16 protein-coding genes and 2 tRNA genes are annotated in these 17,240 nt (G+C 39.1%); 9 read left to right on the forward strand and 9 right to left on the reverse strand.

Annotated elements, in window-relative coordinates; translation table 11 throughout:
• Nucleotides 1-92 precede the first annotated feature (92 nt).
• The 5 genes from H9I37_RS04015 to H9I37_RS04035 all read left to right on the forward strand — a co-directional run bounded on the left by H9I37_RS04015 (nt 93) and on the right by H9I37_RS04035 (nt 4,209).
• On the forward strand, nt 93-473 hold the full coding sequence (locus H9I37_RS04015) for an isoamylase early set domain-containing protein (protein WP_187381183.1): 381 nt from the start codon (nt 93-95) through the stop codon (nt 471-473).
• An 80-nt stretch (nt 474-553) separates the two neighbouring features.
• A tRNA-Gln gene (locus H9I37_RS04020) sits at nt 554-624 on the forward strand.
• Nucleotides 625-725: 101 nt separating this feature from the next.
• Nucleotides 726-798 (forward strand) — tRNA-Glu (locus H9I37_RS04025).
• Nucleotides 799-1,506: 708 nt separating this feature from the next.
• On the forward strand, nt 1,507-3,219 hold the full coding sequence (locus tag H9I37_RS04030; protein WP_187381184.1) for a DUF5312 family protein: 1,713 nt from the start codon (nt 1,507-1,509) through the stop codon (nt 3,217-3,219).
• Between the two features lie 111 nt (nt 3,220-3,330).
• On the forward strand, nt 3,331-4,209 hold the full coding sequence (locus H9I37_RS04035; RefSeq protein WP_187381185.1) for a purine nucleoside phosphorylase YfiH/LACC1 family protein: 879 nt from the start codon (nt 3,331-3,333) through the stop codon (nt 4,207-4,209).
• A gap of 55 nt (nt 4,210-4,264) precedes the next feature.
• Here H9I37_RS04035 and H9I37_RS04040 read toward each other — a convergent pair whose 3' ends face one another.
• From H9I37_RS04040 to hflK, 4 genes are all read right to left on the reverse strand, one after another.
• Nucleotides 4,265-5,752, reverse strand: coding sequence for an acyl-CoA carboxylase subunit beta (locus H9I37_RS04040; RefSeq protein WP_187381186.1), 1,488 nt, complete (start codon nt 5,750-5,752; stop codon nt 4,265-4,267).
• A gap of 125 nt (nt 5,753-5,877) precedes the next feature.
• Nucleotides 5,878-7,560 (reverse strand): hypothetical protein, encoded by a 1,683-nt coding sequence (locus H9I37_RS04045; RefSeq protein ID WP_187381187.1) that lies wholly within the window; start codon nt 7,558-7,560, stop codon nt 5,878-5,880.
• Between the two features lie 50 nt (nt 7,561-7,610).
• On the reverse strand, nt 7,611-8,597 hold the full coding sequence (gene hflC / locus H9I37_RS04050; RefSeq protein WP_255422486.1) for a protease modulator HflC: 987 nt from the start codon (nt 8,595-8,597) through the stop codon (nt 7,611-7,613).
• 15 nt (nt 8,598-8,612) lie between these two features.
• The gene (gene hflK, locus H9I37_RS04055) at nt 8,613-9,572 is read right to left on the reverse strand and encodes an FtsH protease activity modulator HflK (protein ID WP_187381188.1); all 960 of its coding nucleotides are present in this window, start codon (nt 9,570-9,572) and stop codon (nt 8,613-8,615) included.
• Nucleotides 9,573-9,698: 126 nt separating this feature from the next.
• Between hflK and H9I37_RS04060 the strand changes: the two genes are divergently transcribed.
• From H9I37_RS04060 to H9I37_RS04070, 3 genes are all read left to right on the forward strand, one after another.
• A complete protein-coding gene (locus H9I37_RS04060) occupies nt 9,699-10,346 on the forward strand; it encodes a DUF4230 domain-containing protein (RefSeq protein ID WP_187381189.1) in 648 nt (215 codons plus the stop codon).
• Nucleotides 10,347-10,492: 146 nt separating this feature from the next.
• Nucleotides 10,493-12,241 carry an ABC transporter ATP-binding protein gene (locus tag H9I37_RS04065; RefSeq protein ID WP_187381190.1) on the forward strand — a complete coding sequence of 583 codons (1,749 nt, stop codon included), beginning with the start codon at nt 10,493-10,495 and terminating at the stop codon, nt 12,239-12,241.
• 15 nt (nt 12,242-12,256) lie between these two features.
• Complete coding sequence (locus tag H9I37_RS04070) at nt 12,257-14,188, forward strand: ABC transporter ATP-binding protein (RefSeq protein ID WP_187381191.1); 1,932 nt, start codon at nt 12,257-12,259, stop codon at nt 14,186-14,188.
• Nucleotides 14,189-14,192: 4 nt separating this feature from the next.
• Here H9I37_RS04070 and H9I37_RS04075 read toward each other — a convergent pair whose 3' ends face one another.
• The 3 genes from H9I37_RS04075 to H9I37_RS04085 are packed head-to-tail and all read right to left on the reverse strand — an operon-like array spanning nt 14,193 to nt 15,961.
• Nucleotides 14,193-14,843 (reverse strand): ABC-2 transporter permease, encoded by a 651-nt coding sequence (locus H9I37_RS04075; protein ID WP_187381192.1) that lies wholly within the window; start codon nt 14,841-14,843, stop codon nt 14,193-14,195.
• Nucleotides 14,844-14,887: 44 nt separating this feature from the next.
• Complete coding sequence (locus H9I37_RS04080) at nt 14,888-15,616, reverse strand: ABC transporter ATP-binding protein (RefSeq protein WP_222864177.1); 729 nt, start codon at nt 15,614-15,616, stop codon at nt 14,888-14,890.
• Between the two features lie 24 nt (nt 15,617-15,640).
• Nucleotides 15,641-15,961 carry an MATE family efflux transporter gene (locus tag H9I37_RS04085; protein ID WP_187381193.1) on the reverse strand — a complete coding sequence of 107 codons (321 nt, stop codon included), beginning with the start codon at nt 15,959-15,961 and terminating at the stop codon, nt 15,641-15,643.
• Between the two features lie 38 nt (nt 15,962-15,999).
• Between H9I37_RS04085 and H9I37_RS04090 the strand changes: the two genes are divergently transcribed.
• Nucleotides 16,000-16,554, forward strand: coding sequence for a hypothetical protein (locus tag H9I37_RS04090; protein WP_187381194.1), 555 nt, complete (start codon nt 16,000-16,002; stop codon nt 16,552-16,554).
• Here H9I37_RS04090 and H9I37_RS04095 read toward each other — a convergent pair.
• Nucleotides 16,551-16,904 (reverse strand): heavy-metal-associated domain-containing protein, encoded by a 354-nt coding sequence (locus H9I37_RS04095; protein WP_187381195.1) that lies wholly within the window; start codon nt 16,902-16,904, stop codon nt 16,551-16,553. The genes H9I37_RS04090 and H9I37_RS04095 overlap by 4 nt on opposite strands.
• Nucleotides 16,901-17,155: a FeoC-like transcriptional regulator gene (locus H9I37_RS04100; protein ID WP_187381196.1), complete on the reverse strand. Its 255-nt coding sequence runs from the start codon at nt 17,153-17,155 to the stop codon at nt 16,901-16,903. The genes H9I37_RS04095 and H9I37_RS04100 overlap by 4 nt, the downstream gene beginning before the upstream one ends.
• Nucleotides 17,156-17,240 lie beyond the last annotated feature (85 nt).

The following is a 17,240-nucleotide window of genomic DNA, read 5'->3' on the forward strand; positions in this document are numbered from 1 at the left end:
AAATCAAATGCTTGCTTTTCTTCAGATATAGAGCTAATATTAACTTAATAGATAAAGTTCAAAAGCATTATTAAAAATAAAGGAGAAAGGCTATGTCATTGAAGAAAACATTCTCTGCAGATGGGAAAAAATGTACAGTTGTGTTTACAGTTAATTCAGAAGCATCTGCAGGTGCAGAAAAAGTATTCCTCGTAGGCGACTTCAATAGTTGGGATACAACATCTATTCCTATGAAAAAAGATCCTGATGGTTCTTTTTCAGTAAAGAAACAGCTTGAAACAAACAAGTCATATCAGTTCCGTTATTGTCTCGACGGAAAAACATGGATAAACGATTGGAAAGCCGATTCTTATGTGCGTTCGGAATTAGCTAACGACGACAACTCAGTTGTTGACACAACAGTTCCAAAAGCTCCAAGAGAATCGAAGAAACCGGCTCCAAAATCTGCCGGAAAATCGAAATCTAAAAAATAGTCTGAAATTGCAAATTCAGGGAAATGGGTGAAAGTCTATTGACAGAACAAATATTAATCATTATATTGATATTCACTTATTCCCCGATTGTGTAATGGTAGCACTTCAGATTCTGGTTCTGACTGTGGGGGTTCGAATCCTCCTTGGGGAACTCAAGCTGAATCAGTGATGGTTCAGCTTTTTTATTTTGCTCTATGCTCGAGTTTGGAGTGCCAGTTGCTCGGGTTGAGCGAATTGAATAAGTTTAAAAACGGCCCCGTCGAATATCGGTTTAGTTCGTCGCCCTCTCAAGGCGGAGAGACGGGTTCAACTCCCGTCGGGGCTATTTATTTTTGCTTGCTCGATAAATCTCGCAACGAGCCGGTTTTGAGGAAGAATCTAAAACAACCCTTACGGCTTGTTTTTTAACGATTCTTCGATGGTAGGCTGGTTCAACTCCCGTCGGGGCTATTTATTTTTACTTGCTCGATAAATCTCGCAACGAGCCGGTTTGGAGGAAGAATCTAAAACAACCCTTACGGCTTGTTTTTTAACGATTCTTCGATGGTAGGCTGGTTCAACTCCCGTCGGGGCTATTTATTTTTGCTTGCTCGATAAATCTCGCAACGAGCCGGTTTGGAGGAAGAATCTAAAACAACCCTTTCGGCTTGTTTTTTAACGATTCTTCGATGATTGGCTTGCTCGATGAATCTCGCAACGAGCCGATTTGGAGGAAGAATCTAAAACAACCCTTTCGGCTTGTTTTTTAACGATTCTTCGATGATTGGCTTGCTCGATGAATCTCGCAACGAGCCGATTTGGAGGAAGAATCTAAAACAACCCTTATGGCTTGTTTTTTAACGATTCTTCGATGATTGGTTTGCTCGATGAATCTCGCAACGAGCCGATTTTGAGGAAGACTCTAAAACAACCCTTACGGCTTGTTTTTTTAACGATTCTTCGATGATTGGCTTGCTCAACTCCCGTCGGTGCCATTTATTTTTTTTATGTAATCGACACAAGATATGGCTTCTTTTTGCCGATAATATCTAGTATGGTAACAGACGAAAAACGAGGTGCATTTGATAAACTTGTTGCCGGTCTCAGTACAGAAGATCGCGTATCAATGCTGGACAGGATAAACAAGTCAGCAGCTCCCGCAGTTCAGTTTGTGGAGACTGAAACACAACCGGAAAAAAGCATTTCCCTTCATCTGCTTTATAGAGATGAGTCTTTTTTGTACAAATTTTTTTTGTGGCTCAGGAGCATATTTCAAAAGCAAAATCCTGAAAAACTTTATAACGCCGATGTTATTGCAAGAATTGCGCACACCGTCAACAGAAATTATCCCGGCATTGTAAATCATTCATCAAGAGTTCTCGATTCGATTTTTTATCAGCATATTAAAAACTTAAAAGACGCAGCTGATTTCTTTAAACCTTATTTTAACATGATAGAAGATTCTCCCGGCGATTTTTATGTTTTTTTAAGCTCTTTTGTGACACCGCAGCTTGTAGAGACAATCAACGCAAAGGCTGACCCTTTTACAACTCTCGACTTTTCTGTTGAACCGACTCCAGATGTAAAAACAAGCTTATTAAAAAAACTCGACGAAATCTTGAAAGGAATAGACGGGAAAGATAAATCGGCACTTTACTACGCAGTCAGCAGTGTAAATTGGCTCAAACAATTTGCCCGCCTGCCGTACATCCATTTCACTTCGCAATTCACTAATTTTGCCGGCAATGTCTACACTTGCCCTTATCGGAATGCGCAGACTGATTTTGAAGCTTTTGCCGCTGTTTTTTCTAACGTTTATTCTGTACAAAACGAAGTCCTCGAAGCGCTTCTCCTTTTTTCACAGAAAAAAAATATGACAAAAAACGCTCAGGAAAAAGATATTGAACGGACGATAAAGGAATTTCTTGCAAAAGCAAATCAGAGCTTTACAGTTATCCAGATGTTTATCTCAGGCGTACCTGTCCTGAAAGTCGGCAAAATCATCAATTCGGACTATGACTGGACTCCAAAGAATATTGAAGGTGCTGAGGCTTGGTTTCCGAGTTTCCGCAGCCATTGGCGCAAGATTATTGATTTTCGCTGGAATGATTGGATTCGTGAGCAAAAAAAGAATACCTTAATTGCATATCTAAAAGACGACTTTGCGCTCAACGAATTTCCTGTTATGCCGAACAGACCTTGGAACGACATGTGGTTGCGAGTTCCTTTTGCATGCGAGCTTACAGGCGGATTTCTTTCGTGGTTCAGCGAAGAACTCTACGACAATGCGATCAATTATCTAAATCAGCTGATGCTTGAAGGAATTTTTATTTTAGATGAGAATCGTGTTGAATATGTGGAAGGTCTAAATTTGTTTTCTCAAGCGATAAATCAGACTCGAGAGATAAATGAAAGGCTTTCGAAAAGCGGCGAATATGGTAAGATGTTTGAAGATTTTTCATCAAACAAGGTTCGTTCATTTCAAGTCCAAAATCAAATTGATAATATGATGAACACGACAGAGTCAGAAATTCGTGACTCAGTTTCAAAGTTTTTAAAAGGCGCTCGTATGCTCGAAAGTTGTCTTCACGGTATTTTTGACGATACAAAAGATGGCACTCACGACGGTTTGCAGAATATCAATATGATTAAAGGTCACGGCAACAGAGAGTGGAGAGATCGCGTTCAGCAAGTCAGGGGCGAAATTCAAAGAGCTGTTTATTATGTTTCCGAGCTTGAACCGCTAGATGCTGTCGGTAAAGATTGAGTTTGGTAAACATTGATTAATTCGAATATTAATTAATCAGTGTTTATATTGCTTTAATCAGTACTTCCTTTACTATATTTATCCGATAAACTATTTAGATGCCAAACTTGCATGGAAAAAATCAGTGAAAAGTTGATAAAATATCGGGGCATTGAAGAAAAATTGATGAAAAAAAATATCGATTATATTGAATTTCCGTTTATAAAAAATGGTCTCCCACTTGAAAGAACAACAGACTTAAAATGTTTTGCAAATGCTCCTGTCTGTTGCATGACTTTGCGCGCCGCCGGTTCAATGAAGTTTAGATGGGAGACTCCAAATCATCACAGGGAGGAGATTCTTTCTTCAATTGAAAGGCAGTCAGGAAACAAAATATTTGTACCCGTCGAATTGAATCACACTCACACAGTCTACGATGTGCATTCTGCAATCGATACAAAAGGACTTGTGGGAGACGGAATAATCACAAAAGATAAAAATCTCATTCCGACAGTCACAGTTGCAGATTGTATGCCGATCTATCTATATGAGCCAGTGACAGGAGTTTTTGGAATTGTGCATTCAGGGTGGAAAGGGACAGGAATTGTTGTGGACGCAATCAATCTTGCCAAAAAAAAATATGGCGTAAAAGCGGAAAATTTTTGTATTGCGATGGGACCACATATCCGTTCTTGCTGTTATATTGTAAATCAAGAGCGTGCTACTTATTTTTCAGAGAATTTTACGCCTGATTGTGTTGAGCCGCTGTCATTTGAGCAATCTGTTAAAGTTGCGTGGAATAACGGCGGTGGAAAATTGTACAGGCTGAGTTTGGAAAAAGCAAATATCGCGATAATAAAAAAAGCAGGCGTTTTGATGGAAAATATCTTTGTCCATCAAGATTGCACCTGCTGTTCTAAAGACTGTTTATACGGTTCTAACCGTCGAGAAACAAGTCTTGCAGGCAAACCTGATGTATTTACAGTTCAGGCTGCCTACATAAAATGGTAAAGATTGGGGTAAAGTCCTGATTTATCTGAAACTTTACTCACAATGCTCGTTCACATTAAAGCGGAATGTTTCCATGTTTTTTCAATGGCTTGTTTGTAAAAATCTTTGTTTCAAGAAAATCAAAGCTTGCAGTTATTCGTTTGCGAGTGTCTTCAGGTTTAATTATTTCAGTGATATAACCGCGTTCCGCAGCTATGTTCGGAGTCATTATTTCATTTTTGTATTTTGCTGCTGCCGCTTCAACTTCCTGAGCTTTTGCAGGGTCTTTCAGTTCTTTTGCATACAGAATTTCGATAGCTCCATCAGCTCCCATAACTGCAATTTCCGCACATGGCCATGCGTAGACAAAATCAGCACCTAAGTGTTTTGAACACATAGCGATATATGCTCCGCCGTATGCTTTTCTGAGAATAACTGTGAGTTTTGGTACAGTTGCCTCTGAGTAAGCGTAGATAACTTTTGCGCCGTGTCTGATAATACCTTTTTGCTCTTCCTGAGGACCCGGTATAAATCCCGGTACATCTACAAATGTCAGAAGTGGAATATCGAATGAGTCACAGTAGCGGATAAAACGAGCGATTTTGTCCGATGCATCGCAGTCGAGAACACCGCCGACTCCCTTAGGATTGTTTGCAACAACGCCGACAGTGCGCCCTTCAATTTTTGCAAATCCGACAACGCAGTTAATCGCAAATTCTTTCATGACTTCGAGAAATGAATCATCATCGATCACACAGTTGATAACGTCTCGAACATCGTATCCTTGTCGTGGATTCTCAGGCAAGATTTCGTTGATCTTTTTTTCTGCTTTTTTAGCGTTGAATTTGAATTCTTTAGAAGGAAGATTGTCTCCAAAGTAGTGAGGAATATAATCAAGAAGTTTACGGACAGTTTCGTAGCAGTCTTTTTCATTGTCACAGCGGAAGTGAGAAACTCCTGACTTTTGTGCGTGAATAGCAGCTCCACCGAGATCTTCAGCAGATATATCCATATACATAACTGATTTTACTACTTTAGGACCGGTGATGAACATCTGAGTTACTTTGTCTACAGTGAAGATAAAATCTGTGATTCCCGGTGAATAAACAGCTCCTCCTGCACATGGTCCTGCAATGATAGAAATCTGCGGAATTGCACCTGATGCACGGACATTCTGATTGAACACATTGCCGTAACCGCCGAGCGCTTCAACACCTTCTTGAATACGTGCTCCACCCGAATCGTTGATCCCAATCACAGGACAGCGCGCATCGATTGCCATCTTAGTAAGGTCCGCAATTTTGCGACCGTGCATATGTCCAAGTGAACCACCTTGAATTGTAAAATCCTGAGCATATACGGCAACTTTGCGACCGTTGATTTTCCCGAATCCTGTTATTACGCCATCATAAGGGATGTCTTTTTTATCCATGCCAAAACTTGTGCAGTTGTGTTTTACACCTTGGTATGTTTCAACAAATGTGTCTTTATCGCACAGAGCATTTATACGTTCAATTGCGTGAAGTTTGCCCTTTGCATGCTGTTTTTCAATATTATATTCCATAAACAACCTCGTTTAATTTTATCTTCAATATGATATTAAATGGTGCCGATAATGTCAAGATGACAAAAATGGAAATAATGTCAAAAAAAAGTGAAGAGAATAATCGGTTGGCGTGCTGCCTAAAATCACAATGCATCGTATGGATGAGCTGCTCTGTACTGAATATCATCGATTTGTTTTTGCACGGCGTATTCTGTCGGTAGCCAGCTATAATTTTTTCGCATTATGTCCAAAACTTTTTTTACGTTTGAATCATTTTCATCGAGCAGCGCAAAATAATTATTTTTAAACGTTTCGCAGTCAACAGGCACTTGTGTTTCTTCCGATTTGATATCTGTTATAATCCACTTGTCTTTTTTATAAGTCAGTGTAAAAGTATCTTTCATTTGGCGAACTTCAAATTCAACATCTTCGCTTCCTGTTACAAGAAGATAATATTCAACATTGTGAACCGACCGGCTTTTGTCTGTCAGAGCAATATTTCCTTCCTCTGTAACCGGTTCAGGATTTTCATTTTTCTTTTTGATAGGAACTTCGAGCTCGTAATTTTCTCCGTCGATTTTAAGATTTGTAATTCCGTACAAACCTGAGTTATTCCATTTTTGCAAATTTGTGCTGTATAAAAGCCACATTTCAGGTTTTGCAAAACCGTTATCGCGTTTGTATACTTGGCGTTGTTTGTGCATCACGTAAATTCGACTTACTGTATCTACATAATGATCTGCCGTTCTTCCTTTTTCAATATTTGAAAGAAGCTCTATGTTTTTTTCGTTGACGCCTTTGAAAAACGCGACGATTGTCTGCGTCGATGTCAGCCCTTTTGAAGTGTAGTCATCTGCTTTGCTTTTTGCTATAGAAAAAATGATGATAAACACTGCGATGATTGCGGCTGCTGTAAACGTTATGCCGGCAGCGTTGCGTCTGATGTTCCGCTTTGTAGAAACTTTTGACGACATCTTTTTCATGTAGTCTTCAGCGGCTTGTGAAAAATCTTTATCAGGATGAGCTTTATTTTTTTTTGAAAGTTCCCATGCCGCTTCAAGTGAATCAACAGGAAAAGTTTTGTTTGGAATGAGCTCTTCGCTCGATTTTCCTTTTTGCTTTTTTCCCGGAACAGCCACTGCATCCGAGTTCAATCTGAGTGCTTTGTCTACTTCGTCGGCGAGCGAATCGTCAATCCCTTTTACGCACATTTTCAATGGGAGAAATTTTCTGTCGAGAATATCTGCATTTCTTTCTATTGCATTGTGAGAAGTGAAAGGGAATTTTCCTGTTAAAAATTTGTAGACAATCACTGCGCGTTCAAAACAAATTGATGGAAGAGCTGTGAGTGTCGTGTTTAGCCAGCTGTGATTTAACGCAAACGATTTTTCCGGAGGAAATTTATTTAATGCGTTTACAAAAAGTTCCTTCGGCAAAAAAAGGACTCCGTCTGATTCAATGTCGACTAAGATTCCGCCGGCACCGATTTCTGGAAGCTCATTGCCATCTTGGGCAGCTGATGTTATAGCTTTGCAAACAATCTGAACAGCGAGTAAACTTTTTTCACCGCCTTGTTCGATAAGAGAATCTAGTGTCGAAGCATTGTCTGAAAGAGGATTTTTTCCGCAATAGAAAACAAGGCGCTCTGAGCTGCCGTCGACATCAAACGACTTTACTTCATCGAAAGTCCAGATTTTAAAGTTTCTTCCGTCAAAATAAATACCTTCTTGATTTGCGATTGAGCCGAGTGTTGTTTTTCCAAAAGCGTATTCGTCTAAGTTCGAATTGAGCTTGATTGTGGAATTTTCGATGTCGAGTAAGTCCATGCCTTTCCTTTATTCGGTCGGTTTAATGATTGACCGACCGGCTTTTTTGTTTATCTTTTTCCGTCTGCACCGTACAGGTACTTAAAGTAATCCATTTTTGTGCTGTATGTTGCAGGGTAGTCTTTTAAGTTAGCTTTGTATGATTCCATACTTTTCCAAAATGCGTAGAATTCCGGATCTTTGTTGTACGCTGCGGCATAAATAGCTGCAGCTTGTGCGTCAGCATTACCTTTTATCTCTTCTGATTTTCGGTATGCCTCAGATGCGATTGTGCGTTTGTCGTTTTCAAGTTTTCCGAACCACTTTGCTTTTTTACCTTCGCCAAGAGAACGGTACGCCTGCGCTACCTGATTGCGATCTTTTATCATGCTGTTGTAAACAGACTGATTTAATTCCGCTGAATATTTTACCTGACGAGGAACTATATCGAGCAGTTCAATTCCGTATCCGTTTAATTCGGCTTGAGCTCTTACAACCATCTGACGGCAAAGTTCACTGCGACCTTTTGAAACAACTTCGTTTGAAGTGTCGGCGTTTATAAGGCTGTCGATTTCCCGCGTTTCTTCATCCTCATCTTGTTTTGATTGTTTATTTTCATTGATGATGTTTGACGAACGAACTATCTCGCTCATCCTGTTCTGTGTAATTACAGTGCGGCAAGAAGAATCGACAATATCGGAAATTTTATTGTAAGCGTTGTCTTGAGTTTGGAAGTTCCGATAAAAAGCTATCGGGTCAACAATTTTCCACCGAGATGTAGTATCTACTATGATATATTGGTTTTCCTTAGTTGTTATGCTCTGAGCGTCTCCGTCGAGTGAAAGGATAAGTTTCGGATATTCAATCACGTGGTCGAGAAAAGGAACTTTGATGTAGAGCCCTGCATCTGTGTGAGAATCTACAATTTTACTGAAACGAGTGATAACGACTTGTTTACCTTCATTTACAATATAAAATGGTCCGGTCAGGATAAACAAACCAAAAAGTATGGCGATGGCAGCTAGCCAGCCGAGCAATTTCTTCATAGCTTTATTCATTTTAGACACCTCCTGTTATTCCTTGTTTTTAAGATTTTTTACAGGAACAAGATTTTCGAGTTCACTGTCTATCAAATCAGGTTTCTTTTCGCTGCCGAAAATGCTGTCCATCGTTTCCAAGTAAATGCGTTCTTTTGTAACTCGTGGAGAGCGCTTGTATTCTTCGTAAACTGAATTAAACCTTGCGACATCACCTTTTGCCATGTTGATGCGCTCTGCGGCATAACCTTCTGCAATTTGGATCTGCCTGTCCGCTTCACCCTGTGCCTTAGGAATTTCTGAATTGTACGCTTCTTTCCCTTCGTTTATCAAACGCTTCATGTCTTGGCTTGCTTTGTTTACATCTTCAAATGCTTCTTGAACTTCTGAAGGTGGAACTACGTTCTGTAACTGAACTGTCGTAACGTTTATTCCAAGTCCGAGAGAGTTAAACTGATTGTTCATCTGTTCTTGAGCTAAATTTTGAATTGTAGAACGGTCGACACTCATTACATCAAATATTGTGCGGTCGCCGACGAGCGTATTTATCACAGACCGAGAGATGTCGCGGATTGTCTGCTGCCGTTCATAAATGTTAAAAAGCCATGATTTAGGCTCTACAACTTTATATTGAATTACCCATTCAACGTCGACTATGTTTAAATCTCCCGTCAGCATTTCCGATTCTTCGGAGATGTTGTTTCGGTACTCGTTGTTGCGCCCTGATTTTACAGTTTTAAAACCGAACTGCTCTGCGCGAATTGTCTTTATGTCGACATTGTAGTTTTTTTCAATTCCAAATGGCAGTTTTGTGTGAAGTCCCGGTCCCTCAGTCTTCGTATATTTTCCGAACCTTGTAATTACAGCATTTTCTGTTTCATCAACAACATAAATGCCTGAAAATGCAGTAATTGCTGCAAGCCCAAGAATAATGATCCAGATGATAAAGGCAGGTCCCACATTTTTGTGCGCCTTTTTAGCTTTTTCTTCTGCCATCGTAGTCTCCTGTTTTTTATTGTTTTTTCATGGTCGTTTTGACCGATTTTTTAGATTTAATTTAAAATATATTGAATAAAGAAAAAATACAACAAAAAAAGCTGATAACGCTGTATAATATTTATCATGGAACGAAGAAAATCACTTTTAAAACGCGCCGAAAAAATTCAGAAAGAAAACAAAAATTTTCGCGAAAAAAAACATCGGCTGCTTACAAAAATTTTGCTGAGAATTTTTACAATACTGATAATCGCAGCAATCGTTTTGGCAGGCGGATATATCGGATTAAAGAAGTTTACCAAAGTCAGACAGGAAAGCAAATCTGCGCTGATAGAACGCCAGCTTTCGTTTTGTCAGGAGCTTATAACTGCAAAGTACCGCTATAGCGATATCATAACGCTCAAAAAATCGGCAGGTTTTTCAAAGAGTTACAGCATAATAAAATACCGTGGAATAATACGGGCTGGGATAGCGGATGTGACAGACATTTCATACGATGTTTCTTTGAACGGAAAAAAAATAATCTTAAAAATGCCTGATGCGGAAATTCTTGGTAATGAGATTTCCGGTCAGGAAGTGTTCGATGAAAAACAGAGTATTTTTGTACCGATTACGACGCAGGAGATTTTTGATGAAATTGAATCTGCGCGCAAGCAGGCTGCTGAAGATATGATTGCAGACGGAATTCTAAATGATGCAAAACTTTATGCAGAAAATATCGTCCGTCAGTTTATGCTCTCTATCGGATTTGAAGAAGTATTGTTTTCAAAATAGTGCGAGTCTGTGTAAAAAAAAATATTTCGTTTCAGAGAAATCATAAAAATCATTCCTGACGCCTTCCTGTCGGCAAAATTCTTTTTATCGGCATTTTGTTCAAATTTGCTTGAACATAGTGCTGACATTTTGCTAAACTTTAGCCTATGTCAACTATTAGAAAACTAGTTAGCGGGATTGAAAGAAAATATATAAGAAATTCGATTCTTTCTCCTCTCTTCATGATTGGCGAAGTTGTGATGGAAGTAATTATTCCTTTCATAATGGCAAAAATTATCGATTTAGGGATTGCAAATAGAGATTTGCCGTTTGTCGCAAAATATGGAATTTTGATGATTGGACTGGCATGCTTTTCACTTTTGTGCGGAATGCTTGGAACGGTTTTTTCTACAACTGCGGCACAAGGATTTGGCTATAATTTACGAAAGAGGCTTTATGCAAAAGTCCAGTCCTTTTCATTTGCAAACATCGATAAATTCAGCACGGCTTCACTTGTCACTCGTCTCACGACAGATGTCAACATGGCTCAAAACGTTTACCGAATGATGATTCAAATGTGCGTTCGCTCTCCTTTTATGCTCGTCGCAGGAACTCTGATGGCATTTAAAATCAACAGCGGACTTGCTGTTATATTCCTAGTCGCAATTCCTGCAATCATAATTGCTGTAATTGTCATTGCAACAATCGCTTTTCCGCGTTTTTCCAGAATGATGAAAAAAATCGACGTCATGAACGGTACGATTCAGGAAAATTTGATTGGAATCCGCGTTGTAAAAGCGTATGTCCGCACAAACTTTGAAGAAGATAAATTTCGCAAAGCGGCAGATGACGTTCGGACGACGCAGGTAAAAGCCGAAAAAGTTGTCATCTTTATGATACCTATCATGCAGCTCACAATGTATTTGACAATGATCGCTGTACTGTGGTTTGGAGGAAATCAAGTGATCCGCGGCACAATGCTAAGCGGAGAATTGATAAGCTTTTTTACATACGTAACTCAAGTTCTTATGTCTATCATGATGCTTGGAATGGTTTTCGTTTCAATCGTGATGGTGCAGGCATCTAACAGACGTATTGTTGAAGTTTTAGACGAAAACTCAGATATCACAAACCCGATTTCGCCAGTTGAAAAAGTTCTAGACGGTTCAATTAAGTTTACAAACGTGAATTTCAGCTACAATAAAAAAGGTGATAACTGCGTTCTAAAAGATATAAATCTTGAAATTAAGAGTGGGCAAGTTGTCGGAATTATTGGAGGAACAGGTTCATCAAAGACAACTTTGGTATCCCTTTTGCCACGTCTTTACGATGTTTACAGCGGCACTGTGGAAATAGGCGGAGAAGATGTTCGCAAATACGATTTAAAAGTTTTGCGTGACAGCGTTGCAATTGTTTTACAAAAAAATATCTTGTTTAGCGGAACTATCAAAGACAATCTTAAATGGGGAAATGAAAATGCCACCGATGAACAGATTGTGCAGGCATGTAAAGCCGCAGATGCAGACTGTTTTATCTCTTCGTTCCCGGACGGATACGATACTGAACTAGGGCAGGGCGGCGTCAACGTTTCGGGAGGGCAAAAACAGAGGCTTTGCATTGCGCGTGCGCTGCTAAAAAATCCGAAGATTTTAATTCTCGACGACAGTACATCTGCTGTAGACACAGCGACAGAAGGACGCATTCATGAAACGCTCAAAGAACTCGTCCCTGATACGACAAAGATCGTCATTGCGCAACGTATTTCTTCTGTAAAAGATGCCGATGTAATTTTTGTTCTTGATGAAGGGAAAATCAGCGGTTATGGCACACACGATGAACTCATAGCCAATAATGAAATTTACCGTGAAGTATATGAATCACAGCAACAGGGAAGCGGCGACGCTGACTTGTTTTAGTTTTGGAGATAAATCATGCCACCAATGAAACCTGGAAAAATGGAAACCCCTAAAAACGCAAAAAAAACAATCGGCAGAATTCTAAACTACATGGAAAAATTCAGGGCGCTGTGGATTTTAGTTTTGCTCTGTGTAATAGTCAGTTCTGGAGCTTCCGTGCTTGGAATTTATTTTATAAAGCCGGCACTGAACAATTACATAATTCCGTTGATTGGGCAGCAAAATCCGAATATGATTGGATTTGCAAAACTTTTACTTTCCGCGCTTGTAATCTTGATTTTTGGAGCTTTCGCCTCATGGTGCAACTCGCGCCTTATGCTATTCATCTCTACAAACCTTTTGTTCAACATTCGCTGCGATTTGTTCAACAAGCTGGAAAAACTTCCTATCAAATTTTACGATTCTCATACGCACGGCGAACTGATGTCTCGCTTTACAAACGATACTGATGCGCTGCGAGAAATGATGAGCCAGACGATTCCACAGTTGTTCTCATCTATTTTGACTGTAGTTGCGGTTTTTATAATGATGATTGTTTTGAGCCCAATGCTTACAATTATCATGGTTGTGACAATGTTTTTTGCTACGCTTTTAGTGACGAAGATTGGAAAAAAATCTGCAAAAGCGTTCCGCGAAAATCAAAAATGCATTGGTGAACTCAACGGCTTTATAGAAGAGATGATTGAAGGTCAGAAAGTGATAAAAGTATTCAATCACGAAACAAAAGCAAAAGCTGATTTTGAAAAATTGAACTCTAATTTGAGAAAAGCCGGAACTGCGGCTATGACTTACAGCGGATTTATGGGTCCTTTGATGAACAACGTGAGCCACATGCAGTATGCCATAATTGCAATCTGCGGCGCAGCGTTTATGATTATCGGTGAAAACGGAATCATCAATTTGAACTGGTTTACAGGTGTGCTGAATATAGGTGCAATCGCAGCTTTTTTGCAGTACACGCGTTCATTCAGCCAGCCGATATCTATGATGAGCATGCAGGCAACAAGCGTCTTAAATGCGCTCGCCGGTGCTGAACGTATTTTCGCAGTTATCGATGAAGCCCCAGAAGTAGATGAAGGCAAGTTCACTCTTGTAAACGCTTACGAGGCAAAAGTAAAAGATTCCGTTAAGCTTGTGCAGTCTTTTGCGACGACAGGCGAATGGGCATGGAAAAATACCGCAGACAATTCTCTTCACAGACTTGAAGGTGAAGTGATTTTTGACCATGTAACTTTTGGATATAAACCCGAAAAAACAGTTCTCAAAGATATCAGCATACACGCAAAACCGGGCATGAAAATCGCTCTTGTCGGTTCTACAGGTTCAGGAAAGACTACGACAATCAACCTTTTATCACGTTTTTACGATGTCGCTCCCGAAAACGGAAAGATAACATTTGACGGAATCCCTTTGAACGATATTTCAAAAGACGCTTTACGCAAGTCGCTCGGCATGGTTCAGCAGACAACACACCTGTTTACCGGCACAATCAGGGAAAATATCAGATATGGAAATCTCGACGCTTCAGATGCACAGATTTACGAAGCCGCAAAACTTGCGAATGCCGACTATTTTATCAAACATCTCGAGAAAGGATACGACACTGTCATCTCTGGCGACGGTTCAAGTTTGAGCCAGGGACAGCGGCAGTTGCTGGCGATTGCCCGAGCAGCAGTCGCAAATCCACCTGTTCTCGTCCTAGATGAAGCAACTTCTTCAATCGACACCAGAACAGAAAAATTGATTGAAGAAGGAATGGACGCACTGATGAAAGGTAGAACGACTTTTGTAATAGCACATCGTCTTTCAACAGTCCGCAATGCAGATGAAATCATAGTTCTTGAACACGGAACAATAATTGAACGCGGCACACACGAAGAATTGATCGCTGCGAAGGGACGTTATTATTTTCTTTACACAGGAAACAAAATCTCGCTCGACGAATAAGATTTTACAAATCTATTCTTTCAAATCTGTATTGTGATTTTTTTATGCTCAAAAGTGTGGACAATATATAAATAGCACACGCCACAATAAAAATCGAAATCTGTATTCCAAGCCTCTGGTCTTTTGAGTTTAAAAACTGGAGGCGCTGAATGTGGTGCATCGCTTCGGAAAGACCAACAACAACAAATGTCCATATCGAGAACATGAGAAAAGGCTTTCCAAGCTTGTAAGCTGTTTTCCAAAAACCTCCGACAAAAACTACGTTGAAAACGCAGAATTCAATCAAAAGCCATGCGAGATAGACAATATTCGCGTTTATCATCACATTTTCCGCAAAAGGAGCGGCGTCTGCTAGAACTGTCATCCTCAGCGCGGTCAAAACAGCGCTTATCACAAGGAAAATAACTTGGATCGTAATCACAAAAATATAGCGAGCTTTTACAATGTCTTTTTTTCGCACTGGCAGCATCGCCGAGTAGACAACATCGTTTTGTTGGCACGCAATCTGAAAATTTTGAAACATTCCAAGACCCATGAAAAAGGCGCTCAAAACAATCGGATAACTTGGAATTAGTGTAAGAAAGGTAAATAAAAGAAAAAAATATACAATCGGATGTGCTGTAAAAGTAAATTCTTTTTTTAAAAGTTTATTCATTAGAATTCTCCATTTTTTTTTTGATTAAGTTTTAATACTGAGTGCTATTCGATGTCGAACTTGCCCGGTGTTCTCTCAATTTTCACCATGATGTCTTCAATAGTTTTACAGTCGGGGTAATCAGCTATAAAGTCAGCTTTTTTCTTTGATGAGATTATTTTTCCCTGCTTGATGTATGTTATGCAATCGGCGCACTTTTCAAGGTCGCTTGTTATATGAGTTGAAAAAAGAATTGCGATGCCCTGCTTTGAAAGATATTCAAAAATATCAAGAATCTCATCTCGAGAGACAGGGTCAAGTCCGCTCGTCGGTTCATCTAAAATCAAAAGCTCAGCATGGTGAGAAAGAGCCGTAGCAAGGCTGAACTTGACTTTCATTCCATCAGAAAGCTCCCGAAGTTTTTTTGATTCGTCGAGATTGAACAGTTTTATATATTTTTTGTATTCTCCATCATCCCAATTTTGATAAAAAGTTTTTGTGACAGATACGATTTTCTTAAGAGTTTTTCGCTCATAATAAGGGGAACTTCCCGTCGCAAAACCTATCCGCTGCTTTATTTTGTCCTCATTGTCAAAAATAGATTCGCCAAAATAAAGAACTATTCCTGAATCAGCGTGGACAAGGTTTAAAATTGATTTCATCGTCGTAGTTTTTCCGGCACCGTTTCGCCCAATGAACCCCATAATCATTCCGCTCTCCATCTCAAAACTTACGTTGTCGAGCGAGAACGAAGTGTACTTTTTGCAAAGATTTTTAATTTCTAATATTTTCATGATTTTAGTATAAAACGTGCGATTTCATTTGTCTATTGATTTATGCAAAAACATGACAGTGACGATCATTGTCAGAGCTTCTGTCAAAGGACTTATAATCCAAACACCTGTGATTCCGAAAAATGCGGGAAAAATAAAAGTAAGAATCAAAAGAATTATCAAACCTCGCAGACTTGAAATTAGAGCCGATTCCTTTGCTTTTCCAAGAGCTGTAAAATACATAGAAGCAATCACGTTTATTCCCATCAGGATAAATTCAGGTGCGAATACCAAAAGGCCTTTGGAAACCATCAAAATAATTTTTTTATCGTGTACAAATATAGCGCCAAATTGATTGGTATTCAAAAAATTACGGCACCCCTGAAAATCCTAACTTACAGGTTATGCAAGTCGAACAGCTCGATAAAATAATCGATTATTTTATATCAAAAACTGAAGATGTCGATTATTTTCGCTGTTTTTTCAGAAGTTCGGATAACGGCATGTTATGTTGCACTTCACTGATTTATGCAGGTCAACACAACGACGTCGATACATGCGGGAAACTGCTGGAGAGAAACGCCATAGATTCTTCTGAGAAATACGGTTTTGATTCATATAAGTATGGCGAGTCAAAATATCTCGTTCAAAATAATTTTATCAACAATCTGTGCCTTTATAAATCTTGGGAAACTTTAATAATGATTTTTGATGAATATCCTGAGTTGATAAAAAAATCTTTTTTTTCTGAGCCTCCATTTGCAAATTCATATACACTCTTTGCTGTCGTAATTAAAAATCGTTTTATCTGGGCTGGAAAAGAAAAAAGAGAATATAAAGATATCGCCGAATATCTTATCGGGCGTTTTTGTGAAGCAGGCGTAGATTCAACTCAAGAGAGCGTAATCGGTTCTGTAAAAACAATTCTTTCTGGAATAAAAATCCTTAAAGGTGATTAATCACTCGCTACTGAAAACCCTGCTTCTTCAAGGAGTTTTGCAATTTTTTCCATATCGAAATTTTCTTCATAATAGATTTTCGCATTCTTTTTCCGCAAGTTGACTTTTGCTCTGTATTGCGGAATGCTGTTTATTATTTGTGCGACTTTTTTTTCGCAGTTTTTGCAGCGCATTCCTTCAATCTTTACTGTTTTTACGCCTGTAATTTTTTTTAGTTTTTTATTTTCTGTTTTTCCCAATTGAGTTCCGCAACATGATTCTCTTGAAATTATCTTTTTCAGAAATGGAATTACGAGCGGTACGACAATTATGATAAAGACCAATATTACCAATATGTCTTGAAATTTCATTTCAGTTTTTCTCCTTTTTCCCAGAAAGTTATCGGTTCGTTCTTTTTATTTTTTATCGAGGTGCACCCTTTGCATGTTTTGCAGCCTTGCGAACATGGAGATGTATCTAATATTACCTTTTTTACGTAGCCAAGCTGCTCATACCGTTCAAGGCGAGCGGCAAGCATATCTGTTGTCATTTTAAATTTTGAAGCGAGTTCCGAGACTGAAATCGAATTTCCATGTTTTATAAATTCCAATAACTCATCCATAAATAATTTACTCCAGTCCATCGGCATTTTTTTTAGGCAGTTAGTATGCTTTTTATGCGTTTGCCTAAATTTGTTGTTGCCGATG

It is taken from the genome of Treponema sp. Marseille-Q3903 (assembly GCF_014334335.1).
In the GTDB taxonomy this organism is placed as follows: Bacteria; Spirochaetota; Spirochaetia; order Treponematales; family Treponemataceae; genus Treponema_D.